The organism is Oleidesulfovibrio vietnamensis, assembly GCF_055388115.1.
The window spans coordinates 1,196,829-1,209,784 of sequence record NZ_AP042419.1 but is presented as its reverse complement, the minus strand read 5'-3'; the positions used below and the strand labels follow the sequence as shown (position 1 = coordinate 1,209,784).

The 12,956-nt window shown below is 59.1% G+C and carries 17 protein-coding genes; 16 read left to right on the top strand and 1 reads right to left on the bottom strand.

The genetic code is table 11. From position 1 onward, the window contains the following. The first annotated feature begins 6 nt into the window (after positions 1 to 6). From ACZ5D1_RS05200 to ACZ5D1_RS05155, 10 genes are read left to right on the top strand one after another with little or no spacing between them, the layout of a single operon-like run. The gene (locus ACZ5D1_RS05200) at positions 7 to 537 is read left to right on the top strand and encodes a hypothetical protein (RefSeq protein ID WP_148204177.1); all 531 of its coding nucleotides are present in this window, start codon (positions 7 to 9) and stop codon (positions 535 to 537) included. Continuing rightward, positions 530 to 745: a hypothetical protein gene (locus tag ACZ5D1_RS05195; protein ID WP_011369098.1), complete on the top strand. Its 216-nt coding sequence runs from the start codon at positions 530 to 532 to the stop codon at positions 743 to 745. Before ACZ5D1_RS05200 ends, ACZ5D1_RS05195 begins: the two co-directional genes overlap by 8 nt. 2 nt (positions 746 to 747) lie before the next feature. Beyond that, positions 748 to 2,439, top strand: coding sequence for a DUF2586 domain-containing protein (locus tag ACZ5D1_RS05190; RefSeq protein ID WP_011369099.1), 1,692 nt, complete (start codon positions 748 to 750; stop codon positions 2,437 to 2,439). A 10-nt stretch (positions 2,440 to 2,449) separates the two neighbouring features. Beyond that, a complete protein-coding gene (locus ACZ5D1_RS05185; protein ID WP_011369100.1) occupies positions 2,450 to 2,890 on the top strand; it encodes a hypothetical protein in 441 nt (146 codons plus the stop codon). Between the two features lie 12 nt (positions 2,891 to 2,902). Continuing rightward, positions 2,903 to 3,232 (top strand): hypothetical protein, encoded by a 330-nt coding sequence (locus tag ACZ5D1_RS05180; RefSeq protein ID WP_011369101.1) that lies wholly within the window; start codon positions 2,903 to 2,905, stop codon positions 3,230 to 3,232. Positions 3,233 to 3,249: 17 nt separating this feature from the next. Then, positions 3,250 to 3,435, top strand: a complete 186-nt coding sequence (locus ACZ5D1_RS05175) for a hypothetical protein (RefSeq protein WP_011369102.1) — start codon at positions 3,250 to 3,252, stop codon at positions 3,433 to 3,435. Between the two features lies 1 nt (position 3,436). Further along, complete coding sequence (locus ACZ5D1_RS05170) at positions 3,437 to 5,638, top strand: phage tail tape measure protein (RefSeq protein ID WP_011369103.1); 2,202 nt, start codon at positions 3,437 to 3,439, stop codon at positions 5,636 to 5,638. Position 5,639: 1 nt separating this feature from the next. Continuing rightward, on the top strand, positions 5,640 to 6,155 hold the full coding sequence (locus tag ACZ5D1_RS05165) for a hypothetical protein (RefSeq protein ID WP_011369104.1): 516 nt from the start codon (positions 5,640 to 5,642) through the stop codon (positions 6,153 to 6,155). Next, positions 6,155 to 6,988 (top strand): hypothetical protein, encoded by an 834-nt coding sequence (locus tag ACZ5D1_RS05160; protein ID WP_011369105.1) that lies wholly within the window; start codon positions 6,155 to 6,157, stop codon positions 6,986 to 6,988. Before ACZ5D1_RS05165 ends, ACZ5D1_RS05160 begins: the two co-directional genes overlap by 1 nt. After that, positions 6,975 to 7,697 carry a hypothetical protein gene (locus tag ACZ5D1_RS05155; RefSeq protein WP_011369106.1) on the top strand — a complete coding sequence of 241 codons (723 nt, stop codon included), beginning with the start codon at positions 6,975 to 6,977 and terminating at the stop codon, positions 7,695 to 7,697. Before ACZ5D1_RS05160 ends, ACZ5D1_RS05155 begins: the two co-directional genes overlap by 14 nt. Here the strand turns inward: ACZ5D1_RS05155 and ACZ5D1_RS05150 are convergent, their stop codons facing one another. Beyond that, complete coding sequence (locus tag ACZ5D1_RS05150) at positions 7,698 to 8,108, bottom strand: hypothetical protein (RefSeq protein WP_041276951.1); 411 nt, start codon at positions 8,106 to 8,108, stop codon at positions 7,698 to 7,700. 10 nt (positions 8,109 to 8,118) lie between these two features. Here ACZ5D1_RS05150 and ACZ5D1_RS05145 point away from each other — a divergent pair, with 10 nt between their 5' ends. The 6 genes from ACZ5D1_RS05145 to ACZ5D1_RS05120 all read left to right on the top strand — a co-directional run bounded on the left by ACZ5D1_RS05145 (position 8,119) and on the right by ACZ5D1_RS05120 (position 12,953). Beyond that, complete coding sequence (locus ACZ5D1_RS05145) at positions 8,119 to 8,580, top strand: hypothetical protein (RefSeq protein WP_041276952.1); 462 nt, start codon at positions 8,119 to 8,121, stop codon at positions 8,578 to 8,580. Continuing rightward, positions 8,552 to 9,715 carry a baseplate J/gp47 family protein gene (locus ACZ5D1_RS05140; protein WP_464556134.1) on the top strand — a complete coding sequence of 388 codons (1,164 nt, stop codon included), beginning with the start codon at positions 8,552 to 8,554 and terminating at the stop codon, positions 9,713 to 9,715. The genes ACZ5D1_RS05145 and ACZ5D1_RS05140 overlap by 29 nt, the downstream gene beginning before the upstream one ends. After that, the gene (locus tag ACZ5D1_RS05135; RefSeq protein WP_011369109.1) at positions 9,715 to 10,362 is read left to right on the top strand and encodes a phage tail protein; all 648 of its coding nucleotides are present in this window, start codon (positions 9,715 to 9,717) and stop codon (positions 10,360 to 10,362) included. The genes ACZ5D1_RS05140 and ACZ5D1_RS05135 overlap by 1 nt, the downstream gene beginning before the upstream one ends. A 10-nt stretch (positions 10,363 to 10,372) precedes the next feature. Beyond that, a complete protein-coding gene (locus ACZ5D1_RS05130) occupies positions 10,373 to 11,932 on the top strand; it encodes a phage tail protein (RefSeq protein ID WP_011369110.1) in 1,560 nt (519 codons plus the stop codon). 12 nt (positions 11,933 to 11,944) lie between these two features. Continuing rightward, positions 11,945 to 12,529 carry a hypothetical protein gene (locus ACZ5D1_RS05125; protein WP_464556133.1) on the top strand — a complete coding sequence of 195 codons (585 nt, stop codon included), beginning with the start codon at positions 11,945 to 11,947 and terminating at the stop codon, positions 12,527 to 12,529. A gap of 271 nt (positions 12,530 to 12,800) precedes the next feature. Next, positions 12,801 to 12,953 (top strand): Com family DNA-binding transcriptional regulator, encoded by a 153-nt coding sequence (locus ACZ5D1_RS05120; RefSeq protein ID WP_081428157.1) that lies wholly within the window; start codon positions 12,801 to 12,803, stop codon positions 12,951 to 12,953. Positions 12,954 to 12,956: the final 3 nt, after the last annotated feature.

The following is a 12,956-nucleotide window of genomic DNA, read 5'->3' as shown; positions in this document are numbered from 1 at the left end:
ACCAATATGAGAAATTTCCTTTTCGACCAGATCATAGAGGCCGCCGCGGCTGCCGGAATACCGGAAGGGGCCGTGGTGCTGAATCCCGAAGATGCTGACGACATCACATTGCCGGTGCCGCGCATTGATGTCCGTTGGGAGACGCAGCGCTTGAATAAGGCGGGCGGCGTTGTGGGTAAATTCGCGTCTCCGGCAGAGCCGGAGCGAAAGCGCACCCTGCGGCGCAGGCTGTATCGGGTGCGGCAGCCCATCACCGTCACCCTGTGGACGAATGATGAGTCCACGTTTGATACCCTGTGCGAATCCTTTGTCCGGGCCTTGCCCCGACAGTTTGCCGACCCTTCCGGCAACCGTGTCACGTGTTCCGTATCCAGCGCGGATTGGCGGGGTTTCACTTCCGCGTTGGTGGAGGTGCTCAAGAAATGGTCGAAAGTTTACCATATAGAATTCAGCGCCATGCTTACGGAAGACACGGAAAGCCCGTGGATTCTGGATGTAGCGCCTAATGCAACCTATCAGGAGGCAGGACGTGAGTAAGGGAAGAAAAGACGAGCCGCTCTCCAGCTCAGACCGCGTCGCATTGCAGCAGGTGGCCGAACTGGCTGCCATACACGGCCTGAAACCGTGGGAACTCGCAGGCATGCTCCGCGCAGAGAGCTGGACGGACGACAAGTCCGTTACCAAAGCCGAATTTGATGCCGCAGTCACCCGGCTGCGCGAACGCCGTGTCGGCGGCGGGAGGTAGCCATGGCCCGTAAGGATGTATTTGAATTTCTGGTGGACGGCACCAGCGGCCTTGTTCCCGGCGATGTGAGCGGCAAGGCTCTTATTGTCGGTGTATGCAGCGCCGGGGAAGTGGGCAAGGTCTACTATCTGGGTAAGCGCAGCGATCTGACCGGCTTGCTGGGTACCGGCCCTCTGGTGGACCGCCTGCAGCATGTCTTTGCCACCGGCGGACAGGACAGCACTGTGCTGGCTGTTCCGGTGGCAGGGTCGCCCGGTGGAACCATCAGCACGCTCAAGCATACCGGCACTGGTCCCGAAGCCCGCGCCAGTGGCCTTCCCGGTGGCAATGCCGATGTGATTGCCGAAATAGTGGATGCCGGTGCTCCCGGCGTTGCCACGTGCAAGTTGAGCAAGGACGGCGGGGCAACATTCGGAGTGGCCGCCGCCGTGCCTGCCAATGGGCAGATCAGCGTTGCCGATACCGGTACCACCATCGTGCTGGCAGCAGGCAATCTAATGGCTGGCGACCGCTACCGCTACTCGGTGCGTGGTCCCATCGGCCCTGTTACCCGCATCGGTTTGGGGCCGGAGATCACTGCAGCGGGAACCGTAAAGGCCGGGGCCGAAGTGGTGCTGCAGATCGTCAAGGGCGGTGACCGCAACGAAGGCCAGTATCGCCTTTCCGTGGATGGCGGCGACAATTTCGGCCCGTATCGCACCATCCCGGTGGATGGTCAGATTCCTGTGGCCGACACCGGCGTTACCATCACCTGTCCGGCAGGCGATTATCCGCTGGGTAGCACATACCAGTTCGACCTGCTTGCCCCGGTGCCCACCATCGCGGACGTTATCGACGCATTGACCATCCCGCTGGAAACAGTGGACCCGGAATTCGTCTATGTGGTCGGTCCGTCCGATTCCGTGGATTGGGCTGCCATGGGCGCACTGGCCGACGACCTTTGGAACCGCCACCGCCCTACGTTTTTTGTGTGTGAGGGCAGACTGCCCGCAGCCGGTGAAGACCTGAATGACTGGGTAACAGCCCTGAAGCAGGAGCGTATGGGGTTTGCCCACCGTTTCGTCAGTGTGTGCGTGGGATTCGGCGAGATCAGCGACCGCACCGGCCTGCGCAAACTCCGCAATGCCGGAGGACTGCTGGCCGGGCGTATCATGGAAGTACCCGTGCAGCGTGATATCGGCCGGGTGCGTGACCAGGGCATCACCGGCATATCTCTGCCGGAAGGCTACACCGAGGCCATGCAGAGCGAACTGGAAGAAGCCGGGTACATCACGCTTACCCGGTACGCCGGGTTGCAGGCCGTCTACTGGGGAACAGCCCGGACCATGGCGGATTCCACCAGTGACTATCAGCGGCTTGAAGTGTTGCGTGTAACGTTCAAGGCTGTGCGCCTCATGCGTCTGCAAGCGCTCAAATCTCTGAAGGATGAACTGGGTGACCCGCTGCAGGGCGCAGACACCAGCGGTTTAGCCTATCTGCGGGCCAATCTCGAAAATGCGCTGGACACCATGGTCAAGGCCAAGCCCAAGGAACTGGCCGGGTATGCCGTCTCAATCCCCATGGATCAGGATTTCGTCAACAATGGCGTGGCCACGGAAACCACCCTCATCGGCATCCCCATCATTGATACCATCAAACTGTTTTCGTCCTACGTCTACGCGGGCGGCAAATTCGATCCGCGCATGGCGGCATAGGAGCTAGACCATGACAGCTAACGCAACCGTCACCGTCAACGGTGCCGTGCACGACTGGGAGAGCGTGAGCATCACCGGTCCTCATGGTGCCTTTGTCGGAATCAGTGAACTTAACTGGAAGGCCAGTCAGAAAAAGAAACGTGTGTACGGCAAGGGTGCTGTTTCCGTAGGGGCTGCGCGCGGCAACTATGAGGCCAGCGTGGATATGACCCTGCTGGTCAGCGAATATCAGGATCTTGTCAGTGCATTACGGGGCGGCATCTTCAAGTCCGTGTTCGATGTGGCCCTCGCTTTCGAACCGGACGGCGCCAAACAGCACGAAGTTATCCTGAAGGGAATTCTCATCGACGATGTGGATGAAGGAACCAAGCAGGGCGATGAAGAAGTAACCGTCAAGCTGTCCGGCACCGCGCAGATGATCATGCGCGATGGTGTGGCGGACTACAAATAAGGAGCAGGCCTGATGGCAGAACCCAAAAGTGAATTGAACGACATGGCAATCACAAGCGATAAATACCGCCCTTTCACCGCGGACTATGAAGACTTCGACGGCAATGACCAGCATATCACTCTGCGTTTTCGTCGTCCTGGCCGTAAGGAACTCACCGTCATCGCCAAGGTGGAAAAGGCCAAACAGTTCGACACAATGTGCAATACTCTGCGTCAGATTATTCACCCGGATGAGAAGGAGCGGATTGCCGAAATTATCCGTGATGAACCCATGCTGGCCATGAGCTTTGCCGATGCTGTGTTCAAAAAATGCGGCGCGGGAGTGGTTGAACCGGGAAACTAGAACAAGCCAGAGCGGCGGTGCGTGGCAACGCCGCTCTGGCCTACGCCGATATCGTGCGCCACTGGCTCAGGGAAGAACCCGCCGAGGATATGGAGGAGTTCGGGGAGCAGATAGCCAGAGCGCTGGAACTGGAAGCACGCATTCTGCGGCAGCAGGGAGCCGTCACCGCCAACCTGATCGCCACCCTTATGGGAGCCAAGTAACATGGAAGTCTTCGACGTCTTCGCCACATTCAGCCTGATGGACAACATCTCCGGCCCGCTCAAGCGGGTTCGGGATTCATTCCGCGCCACCCGCTCGGAAGGGTCGTCGCTGTCTCAGTCCATGGGCAACCTGACCAAGAAGCTGCTGCCTTTAGCGTTAGCCGCCGGGGTGGTGTTAGGGGCCTTTGCCCCTGCTATCGGTGTTGCGGCAGAGTTTGAGGCGGCCATATCCGGCCTTGGGGCAATCAGTCGGGCGAGCGCCTCCGATATGCAGCTGATGCAGCGGTCAGCTCTTGACCTGGGGGCCAGCACAGCCTTCTCCGCGGCCCAGGTTGTGGAAGCGCAGACGGAGCTGGCCAAGAAGGGCTTTACTGCTAACAAGATTGTCGGAGCCATGCCCGGCCTGCTTGATCTGGCGGCAGCAGCGCAGACCGATCTTGCCACAGCGGCCACGGTCACGTCCGGTGCGCTCAACTCGTTTCAGATGGACGCGGCCAAGGCCGGAAAGGTGGCGGACATAATCGCCGCCGCATCCACCACAAGTGCCACGGATGTGGAAGGGCTAGGCATGGCCCTTCAGAACGCCGGTGCCATTGTCGCCAGTTCAGGAGAGGATTTTGCGCTGCTAGCTGCCATAACCGGCAAACTGGCAGATGCCAACATCAACGCTGCCGTGGCGGGCACCGCAACCAAGATCATGTTTACCCGCCTTGCCGCCCCCACCGGCGAAGCCGCCACCGCATTGCAGAAGCTGGGCATCAACACCCGCGATGCACAGGGCAACATGCTTCCCTTCCTGTCTGTAATGGGGAACCTTGAAAGCGCATTGGCGGGTATGGGAACCGGCGAAAAGGCCGAGTACCTCAAGAAGATTTTTGGGGAAGAAGCAGTCGGTTCCGTTACCGCCTTGCTGAGCAAGGGCGTAACCAGCCTTGGAAACTATGCGGACTCCCTGCGTTCCAGTGCCGGTGCTGCAGCCGAGATGGCAAGCAGGCAGTTGGATAACCTCAAGGGCTCCATCACCATTCTCGGTTCCGGCTGGGAGGGGCTGTCCATCAGCATTGGTTCAGTATTCACCCCGGCGCTTACAATTGCCGTCCGGGCTGTCACTACCCTTGTCGGCTGGCTCAACCGACTCGCCTCACACCCCGTCGGCAAAGCGGTGCTGGCCGTGGCCGGTGGCTTGGCCGCCGTCATCGTGGCCGTCACGCTGTTCAGCGCTGCTACATGGGCCGCAACCGCTGCCATGGGCGCACTCAATATTGCCATGCTGGCCAACCCGGTGGGCTTACTCGTAGCCGGACTCATCGCAGGGGCCGTCCTCGTTATCGCATACTGGGAAGAACTCAAAGGTACTTTTTCCGGCATCGGAGCCTTCTTCGCGCCCGCGCTGGCAAGGGTTCGTGCTTTTGCTCATGTATTCTCCGGCGAACTGGGAGCCTCCTTCATACAGCTGGGCGACGCACTTGGGGAAGTGTGGAAAGCTATGGCGGACTCTTTCGGCATGGTGGGTGATGCCCTTGCCGAAGTCTTCAGCCTGCTTGGTTCCGAAGGGGATGAAAATATCTCTTTCTGGCGCACGCTGGGCGAAATCGTCGGCGTGGTCGTGGGCGGGGCATTCAGAATGCTGGCTGCGGCCGTTCGTATGGCCGTCGTCCCCATCAAGATGGTCACCGGCGTCATAAGCACCATGATCAGCTACTTCAAAGGCGATATTTCTCTATACGAGTCGGGCCGCAGGCTCATCGGCACCTTTGTGGACGGCATTACCTCCATGGCCAGGGCTCCGTTTGAAGCGGTCTCCTCCATCCTTGGCCGGGTGCGTAATCTGTTGCCGTTTTCAGATGCCAGGGAAGGCCCGCTGTCTCAGCTCACACTCTCTGGCCAGAAGGTCATGGATACGCTGGGTGAAGGCATCACAGGTGCCGCACCGCGGTTGCGGGCCACGGCGGTAGATGCGCTTTCCGGCGTGGCTATTGTCACCGGGCAGGCCCCTAATACCGCAGCTGCCAACGCCAAGGGAGCGCAAGCCGGTCCGAGGCGTGAGCAGGCCAGCCGTGAGAGCGGCCGTGTCGTAATCCAGCATCTGTCCGTAACCCTGCCCGGTGTGAAGGACGGGGAAGGCTTCGTGGCGGCGCTGCAACGTCTCGTGGCGGAATTCGACGGTTCCGCGTCCGGACTCAGCCAGGTGAAGGAGGCATAGCATGGATGGCCTGCTGACCTTCGAGCACGGCGAGATCCGCCTCGGCGATACCCTCGTGCCGGGTGTCCTGCAACGCCTGAGTGTTGGCGGCAGAGTCCGGTACGACGAAGCCATGCAGGATGGCCTTTCCGGCAAGACCAAAACCCCCATGGGCTGGGAAGATAGCGAGGTTTCAATATCGCTGCTTCTGCTCACAGACGATGACAGTGATTGCTTTGACAAGCTGGCCGAACTGAACCGCCTGTTCAAGGGCCATGACAATGCCGCCAACCCCCGAGTGCTGCGGGTGGCCAATCCGCATCTTGCCGCGCGGGATGTGGATCAGGTGGTCTTTGATTCGCTTGATTCCAGCGAAGGCAACAATGACGACACTGTTGAGGCGACGTTGCGCTTCATGGAGCATCGTCCGCCTATTCAGATTTCCGAGCAGCGGGCGACCGGCGTAGCCGGTGCAGCGCCCACCAGTTCCACGACCACAGAACCGGGGCTTTCTCCCAGTATACTGGGGGGCCGCTAATGAGCCTGCAACAAAACACTATAGCCGGAATCAATGTCCGTGTCGTCATTGACGGTATGGTGGTGGCCCGTTGCCCCCGGTGTGTTGTTTCCTTCGACCGCCATACCGTTACCAGTTACGGCGAGATTGATGTGCCTGATCCTGAAGGCGTATTGATGCAGCGCGTGAAACCTGGTCAGCACGTGTCTGTCCGCTTCGGCTACCGGGGCCAGCCCGCGCGGGAATGGACCGGTCTTGTGGATGGATGGCGGCCGGGGTTTGGCCGTAACCGCGACCAGCTTACTGTGCAGGTGCTTGGCCCGGAGTTCGCGCCTTTCATGCGTACCCGTGTAACGGAAGCCTACATGGATGAAACGGCCGATGTACTTGCCCGGCTTATTCTGGCCAAGACCGGCTGCACTGTCGGCACTGTGGACGTGCCCGCCGTGAATCTGCCCCGGCTCACACTCCGCGATGTGCCGGTGTGGCAGGCCATGGAACAACTGGCCCACAGCTGCGCCATGGCCCACGGGCAGGATATGAGCCACCACGCCCTCTGGCTGGATGATGCCGGAGCAATTCAATACGGCCCGCACAATGATGAGCCGGAGGCGGTGCCTGTTATCGCCACCGGAGCGGGGTTGATTGCGCACAACCCTGCTCAGTCACCCAAAGCGCGGGGAAGCGTGGAAACTTTTCTGTTACCAGGTATGCGGGATGGTCGCCTTTTCAAGTTGCAGGATGTCCGTCGCGGCATTGATGCCGAATACAGGGCCGTACACGTGGAACACCACATAGAGCAGACCAAAGCCAGGACATGGCTCTGGTACGGAGGCGAATATGAACGGTTCTGATACCGATCTGCTCCGGCTTTTCAAGCGTGTGGTGGAATTGTCCATGCCCAATCTGCGCAGCTACTACCGTGTTACCCGCAAGGCCAAGGTGGTGCAGAGCTATGCCAGTGACGGCCGCTACTGGGCGGACGTGCAACCCCTGCGTAACGATGACACCCCGGACCCGAAAGAGCCGGTGGTGCCCAAGGTGGAAATCCCCATCCTGTGGGGCGGCCCGGAACGCGGTGTTGTCTGCCCGCCCATGGTCGGTACTCTGTGTGACCTCAGCTATTACGATGGAGATCCCAACTACCCGCGTATCAGCAACTTCCGTTGGGAAGGCAATGTCGCCCCGGCCTGCGAGGTGGGCGCGTTTGTGATCCAGCTGGACCCGCGCACCTACATCAAGATTGATGCAGGCAAGAACCTTATCGAGGTCACCCCTGCCAACCGGGTGGCCACAGTGGGCGGCAACAAGACGGAGACAATCGACGGGGTGTGGACGATTAAAGCCCCACTTATCATTCAGGAAGGGAACGTGCAGGCAACCGGCGCTGATGGGGAGGTAGGAACAACAACGGTCAAGGCACACACCCAGCAAGAAGGCAGCATTACCGTGCTGGGGCATGTGCAATGTTCCTCGCTGTCAGTTGCCGACAATGTGGATATTGGCGGCAACCTGAATACTGCGGGGGAGAGTTTTGCGGGGACAAGAAGCGGGGGGATGTAACTATTTTGCTAATAGACCGAAGAATTTTAGGATGTATTGGCTAATAACTGTCATTACTATACCTGCCACACAACCCCAAATGAAGTCAGCTATACTCTTCTGCGGCAGTATTAAATTTTTTATTTTGTTTACTGTATTGTTTTCTTCAAGTTTGTCGAGACCCTTGGCTGTTATTTTGCAGGTTAAATTCTTATGTACATCTCCTGATTTACGGTACTCAACAAACCCATGTTCGCAAAGATAGTCTAACTCACAGATTATTTCAGAGTTGTAGCTATTCTTATGTATGAATTGCTTTTGGGGAATGTCTCCAAAATATCCAAGTATCGAATGGAGTTCTAGTATGAAGATGTGGCGCTCTCTGGTTTCAGCCAACGTTTTTAATATATGAAGTTGTATTTTTTTATTCATGGTAAAATAAATGGCTTCAGTAACAAAAATTTTCGGCCAAGACATAGCCCTTACATCAGATATGCAGGCCCGCGTGGCCGCCAACGGTGAACTTATCCTCACTGATGGGGCTGACACCGGCGTGCAGGATATCTGGCTGGCCATCTACACCTACGTGGGCACGCTCTTCTATGACACCGAGTTCGGGAGCCGTATCCCGGACTGGTTCAAGGAAGAAAACACCACGGCCAATAGACTGGGATTTATTGCAGAAGTCAAACGGATTGTGCGTAAAGACCCGCGCGTGCAGCCGGGTACGGAACGGTGCTCCATCTCCGCATGGGACAACACCGGCATTACCGCCGAGGCTGCATGGCAGTGGATTGGTGATGATCACCCATACAACCTTGTGTTCCGGGCCAGTGCCGAAGACGGAGCCGTAAAACTGAAGCAGGTGCTTGCCGATGTCCGCCCAGACGCCTCGACTCTCTAAAACGCTTGATGAATGCCGCCAGATGCTCTTTGCCCGTATCGAAGAAGTGCAGGACGAGTATCAGGCCAAGGGATGGCTGCCGTTGCGCCTGAACCTGAACAAGGGCGTGGTGCGCGGCCTGATCGAGATTTTCGCATGGGGGTTGTATCAGCTGTACCAGTTTCTTGCCGCCATTCTTGTGGAGGGCATCCCCAAGCAGGCCAGCGGTGAATGGCTGGACCTGCACGCAGATCAGGTCGAGCAACCGCGCAAGCAGGCCACCAAGGCCACGGGCAAATTACGGTTTATTCGCCAGACCGCGCAGGGCAACACGCTTATTCCCGCAGGCCGCATTGTACGCACCATGCCGGACGGCACCGGCGCAACATACCGTTACATCTCTATTGCCGACACGGTTATAGCTGAGGGCCAGACCGAAGTGGCCGTGGCTGTTGTCGCCGAGGAGTACGGAGCCGCCGCCAACCTGACCGCGGGACAGGCGCTGGAGCTCATTACTCCGGTCAAGGGCATTACCGCCGTGGAAGTCCGGGCCGATTGGCTGGATACCGAAGGCGCGGATACCGAACCGGACAGGCTGGTACAGGCCCGTTATCCCTTGGCATGGCAGGGCAACAACGGTTCCTCATATCACGTCTACAAGCGGGCCGCGTTGGGAGTAACCGGTGTGGTGGCCTGTACCGTGCTGGATCAACATCCCCGTGGTCAAGGCACCGTGGACGCGATCATCAAAGGCGCGGCTGGCATTCCTACCACCGACCTGCTGGATAAGGTGCGGGCCGCCATCGATGCCGAGGTTTTCGTAAATGACGATCTGCTTGTCAAAGCCCCGCAGGCCATTGCGGCGGCGATTACCGGAACTCTGTTCCTGTTACCGGGCACGGTAGTTGAAACCGCGCTGGGAGCAGCGGAAAAGCGCATTCGTGCGCTGTTCACGGACCCGACTACCGTTTCGGGTATATCTCCCCTGCAGATTGGAGAAGATCTGGCATTGGACCGCCTTACAGCCGCGGTCATGGCGGTACCCGGTGTCAAACGTGTGGAATGGACCGGCCCCGCAGCGGATGTGGTCGTGCCCGACGACGGTTTGGCCATTCTGCAATCATTGACGCTCAGCCATATGGAGGAAGCTGCATAATGGCCCGCGTTTTCTGGCCATACTTCCGAGATGTGCTGCGCTGGCCGCTCATCTTTCGCCCCGGACCGCTGGCGGCGCTGGTCGAGGGGATAGCCCGTGTCTTTGACGACGTGCGCGAGGACATCCTCTGGCTTCGGGATCAGCTCAACCCCGCCACCTGTGAAGCTGATGGCGTTGATGATCTGGCGTCCGGACGCGGCATTGAGCGTCACCCGCTGGAAACGGCCGCGCAGTTCCGCAACAGAGCCGTTACAGCCTACGCGTGGCATCGGCAGGCGGGCAAGGTGCGCGGCATGTCCCGCATACTGGAACACTACGGCTATCCGGGATGCTCCATCCGTAACATGCGTGATGACGACCCGGAGCGCTGGGCCGAGTTCATGCCCGTTGTGCCGGTCGGCAGCGGGCTGGACATGCAGGATTACGCGCTCATCACATGGGCAGCGCAGGAAACCAAACCGGCCCGCTCCAAACTGGCGGGGCTGAACACCCGCCACAGAGCCGCCAATGCCGCGACGCACAGCGCCATGGCGCTCGTGCTGTCCTCCGTGGTGCGGCTGGAATACGAGCGCCCGGACTCTACCAAGGTCGCCGGGGCCGTCCGGATAGCCGGGCACATGCATATTGTCAGCAGAATCAGATTATAAGGAGAGCACCGTGAGCCTTATCATTACCAAAGCGGGCTTGTTGGCCCTGAGTGCGGCAGAAACGTCAGGCGCGAAGCTGCAGGCTACCCATATGGCCGTAGGCGACGGCTCGGGCCAGCCCCCGGAACACACCAACGCATCCACGGCGCTCGTCAATGAAGTTTGGCGCGGCGCGCTGGATGCCATCACCCTGCGAGAAGACGGGCAGACGGAAAGCGGGCAGGCCGTGGAATTCCGCGCCCACATCCCCATGACAACAGGTGGCTGGTATATTCGTGAAGTTGCTATCTATGCGGATGATGTGCTGCTGGCCATTGGTGCACATCCTGTCATGTGGAAACCCTCGCCGGACGACCCCACCAAGCTGGAGCATACCATTTATGCCCCTGTGGTTTTTGGTAACGCCGCTACCCTTGCGCTGACCATTGATCCGTCTAAAGTTCTTGCCACGCAACAGGCCGTGGATGAGGCAGTTGCGGCACACAACGTCAGTCCCAACGCCCACGGTAACGTTTTTAAAGCTCTTGATGACCACATCGGGGACCAAAACGACCCGCATGCAACGCTGCCGCCTGGTGGCGATCCGGGGCAGACAATCATCAAGCAGACAGATGGACGTCTTGCGTGGGGCGCTGTTACGGGTATGCCTGTGGGCGCATTGCTTTTTTCCACCACCGGCACACCGCTGCCCGGCACAGTGGCGGTCAATGTTAAACAAAAATTTACACTGGGCACCTACCCCCAGCTGGAAGCATGGGTGCGCAGCTGCGGGGGCTATCTGGCCACAGAGGCGGAATGGGACGCAGAGGCCGCTGCACAGGAAGGCTCCTGCGGCAAGTACTGCCTGACGGATACGCATATCATTCTGCCTTGCTACAGACACTACTTCTCGGCCGCGCAGAATGGTGCGGCGGGTAAGGCGGCAGGCGACTGGGCCGGTGATGCCATACGGAACCTTACTGGTGAACTCAAGTCATCCACTTCGCCTAACAGCCTTTTCCCAAGTCTCAGAGACACCGCTTCTGCAACCGGCGTCTTTCAGGTCAATGCAGAAGACCTTGGCGGGCGTATTGACCAATCCGTGAACACATACATTGCTGCGGAGCGTGTCTTGTTCGACGCTTCCCGCGTGGTCCCCACGGCCGACGAAAACCGCCCGAAAACCAGTTATCTGCTGCCCTGCATCAAAGCCTTTGATGTGGCTGTAAATACCGCACAGGTGGACATGCAGGCTCTTGCTGCACAGGTCAGCGCCATTAACGGCAACAAGGTTGACCGCAGCGAGTGGACGCAGAGTCTGGGCGAAAGCGGCTGGCAACGGCTGCCCAGCGGGCTGATTCTGCAGTGGGGCACCGGTTCTGTATCAACTGGAGTCGCCACAGAGGTAACGCTGCCGATCGCCTACCCGAACGCGCAGCTGTCTTGCGTTGCTGTTATCGGCATTGACTACGGTTCTGTCGGCAACGACGCCATCGCTGTATACAACAGGATGGCAGGCAAGTTCACCCTGAAGGGAGAACACTCCGGTTCAACTGTAATGCCATATTCATACATCTCCATCGGCTACTAAGGAGGCCGCGCAATGAAATACAGCCCTTCAACAAACGCATTCTACCATCCCGCAGTTCACGGCCATGCCATTCCTGCCGATGCCGTGGCCGTCAGTCCCGAAGAGCATGCCACACTGCTGGCCGCACAGGCGCGGGGGCAGATAATCCGGCCCGATGAAAACGGCTGTCCCGTGGCTGTTACGCCCGCCGCACCGCCTGCGCCTACCCGCGCAGAACTGTACACGGCAAAACAGACGGAAATCCGCGACGGGGCCGAATCCATGCTGACCGCGCTGGCCGCGGAGTACGCTCCGCTGGAACGCCAGACATGGGACCAGCAGGCGGCAGAGGCCGAAGCCCTGCAGGCGGATGCGGACGCACCGGCCCCGCTGGTGCGGGCCATTGCCGTCACGCGGGGCATGCCCGTGGGTGAGCTTGCCGCCCGTATCCTTGCCAACCGCACCGCATGGGTTGCCGTATCCGGCCATGTGGTAGGCCAGCGCCTTGCCTATCAGGACGCGTTGGAAGCAACGCGGGGACTGGACGATGTGCAGGCGGCAGACGCCATACAGGGCATCAACCCCGTCTACATACTGCCGGAGGTCAACAATACTTAATGAGTGTGGTGAAGTTGGAATAATCTGCAACTTCTAGTGTTCTCTGACAATTGATAGCGATGCAAAAAACGAAAGCGGCCCGGTAGGTGCCGGGCCGCTGACATACTGTTGGAGCAGGCGGGGGACCACAATCCCCCACCGGCGCGGTGTTCGCCCACCGCACCACGGCCCCACGGATGTTTACGAGACTTCCGTAGAGATATACCGCTGCTCCGGTTGCCTGATCAGGCCGGAATGGTTGTATCCGGGGGCAAGCAATCTGACAACCAAAATGAGAAAAGAGATACGCTGTGGCCACTGCAATAAGCTGTTGGCCAAGGGAGAGGTCGCGGAACTGGAAATCAAGTGCCCGCGTTGTGGAACATTCAACCATGTGAGTGCCGAGAGCCCCAAGACAGAACGGCAGGACCGTCAAAACGGATAACTA

Coding starts and splice junctions, on each gene's coding strand:
- ACZ5D1_RS05185 (WP_011369100.1), top strand. CDS start 2,450: ATGACAGCTAACGCAACCGTCACCGTCAACGGTGCCGTGCACGACTGG.
- ACZ5D1_RS05180 (WP_011369101.1), top strand. CDS start 2,903: ATGGCAGAACCCAAAAGTGAATTGAACGACATGGCAATCACAAGCGAT.
- ACZ5D1_RS05120 (WP_081428157.1), top strand. CDS start 12,801: ATGAGAAAAGAGATACGCTGTGGCCACTGCAATAAGCTGTTGGCCAAG.
- ACZ5D1_RS05200 (WP_148204177.1), top strand. CDS start 7: ATGAGAAATTTCCTTTTCGACCAGATCATAGAGGCCGCCGCGGCTGCC.
- ACZ5D1_RS05145 (WP_041276952.1), top strand. CDS start 8,119: ATGGCTTCAGTAACAAAAATTTTCGGCCAAGACATAGCCCTTACATCA.
- ACZ5D1_RS05140 (WP_464556134.1), top strand. CDS start 8,552: ATGTCCGCCCAGACGCCTCGACTCTCTAAAACGCTTGATGAATGCCGC.
- ACZ5D1_RS05160 (WP_011369105.1), top strand. CDS start 6,155: ATGAGCCTGCAACAAAACACTATAGCCGGAATCAATGTCCGTGTCGTC.
- ACZ5D1_RS05165 (WP_011369104.1), top strand. CDS start 5,640: ATGGATGGCCTGCTGACCTTCGAGCACGGCGAGATCCGCCTCGGCGAT.
- ACZ5D1_RS05170 (WP_011369103.1), top strand. CDS start 3,437: ATGGAAGTCTTCGACGTCTTCGCCACATTCAGCCTGATGGACAACATC.
- ACZ5D1_RS05135 (WP_011369109.1), top strand. CDS start 9,715: ATGGCCCGCGTTTTCTGGCCATACTTCCGAGATGTGCTGCGCTGGCCG.
- ACZ5D1_RS05190 (WP_011369099.1), top strand. CDS start 748: ATGGCCCGTAAGGATGTATTTGAATTTCTGGTGGACGGCACCAGCGGC.
- ACZ5D1_RS05150 (WP_041276951.1), bottom strand. CDS start 8,108: ATGAATAAAAAAATACAACTTCATATATTAAAAACGTTGGCTGAAACC.
- ACZ5D1_RS05155 (WP_011369106.1), top strand. CDS start 6,975: ATGAACGGTTCTGATACCGATCTGCTCCGGCTTTTCAAGCGTGTGGTG.
- ACZ5D1_RS05125 (WP_464556133.1), top strand. CDS start 11,945: ATGAAATACAGCCCTTCAACAAACGCATTCTACCATCCCGCAGTTCAC.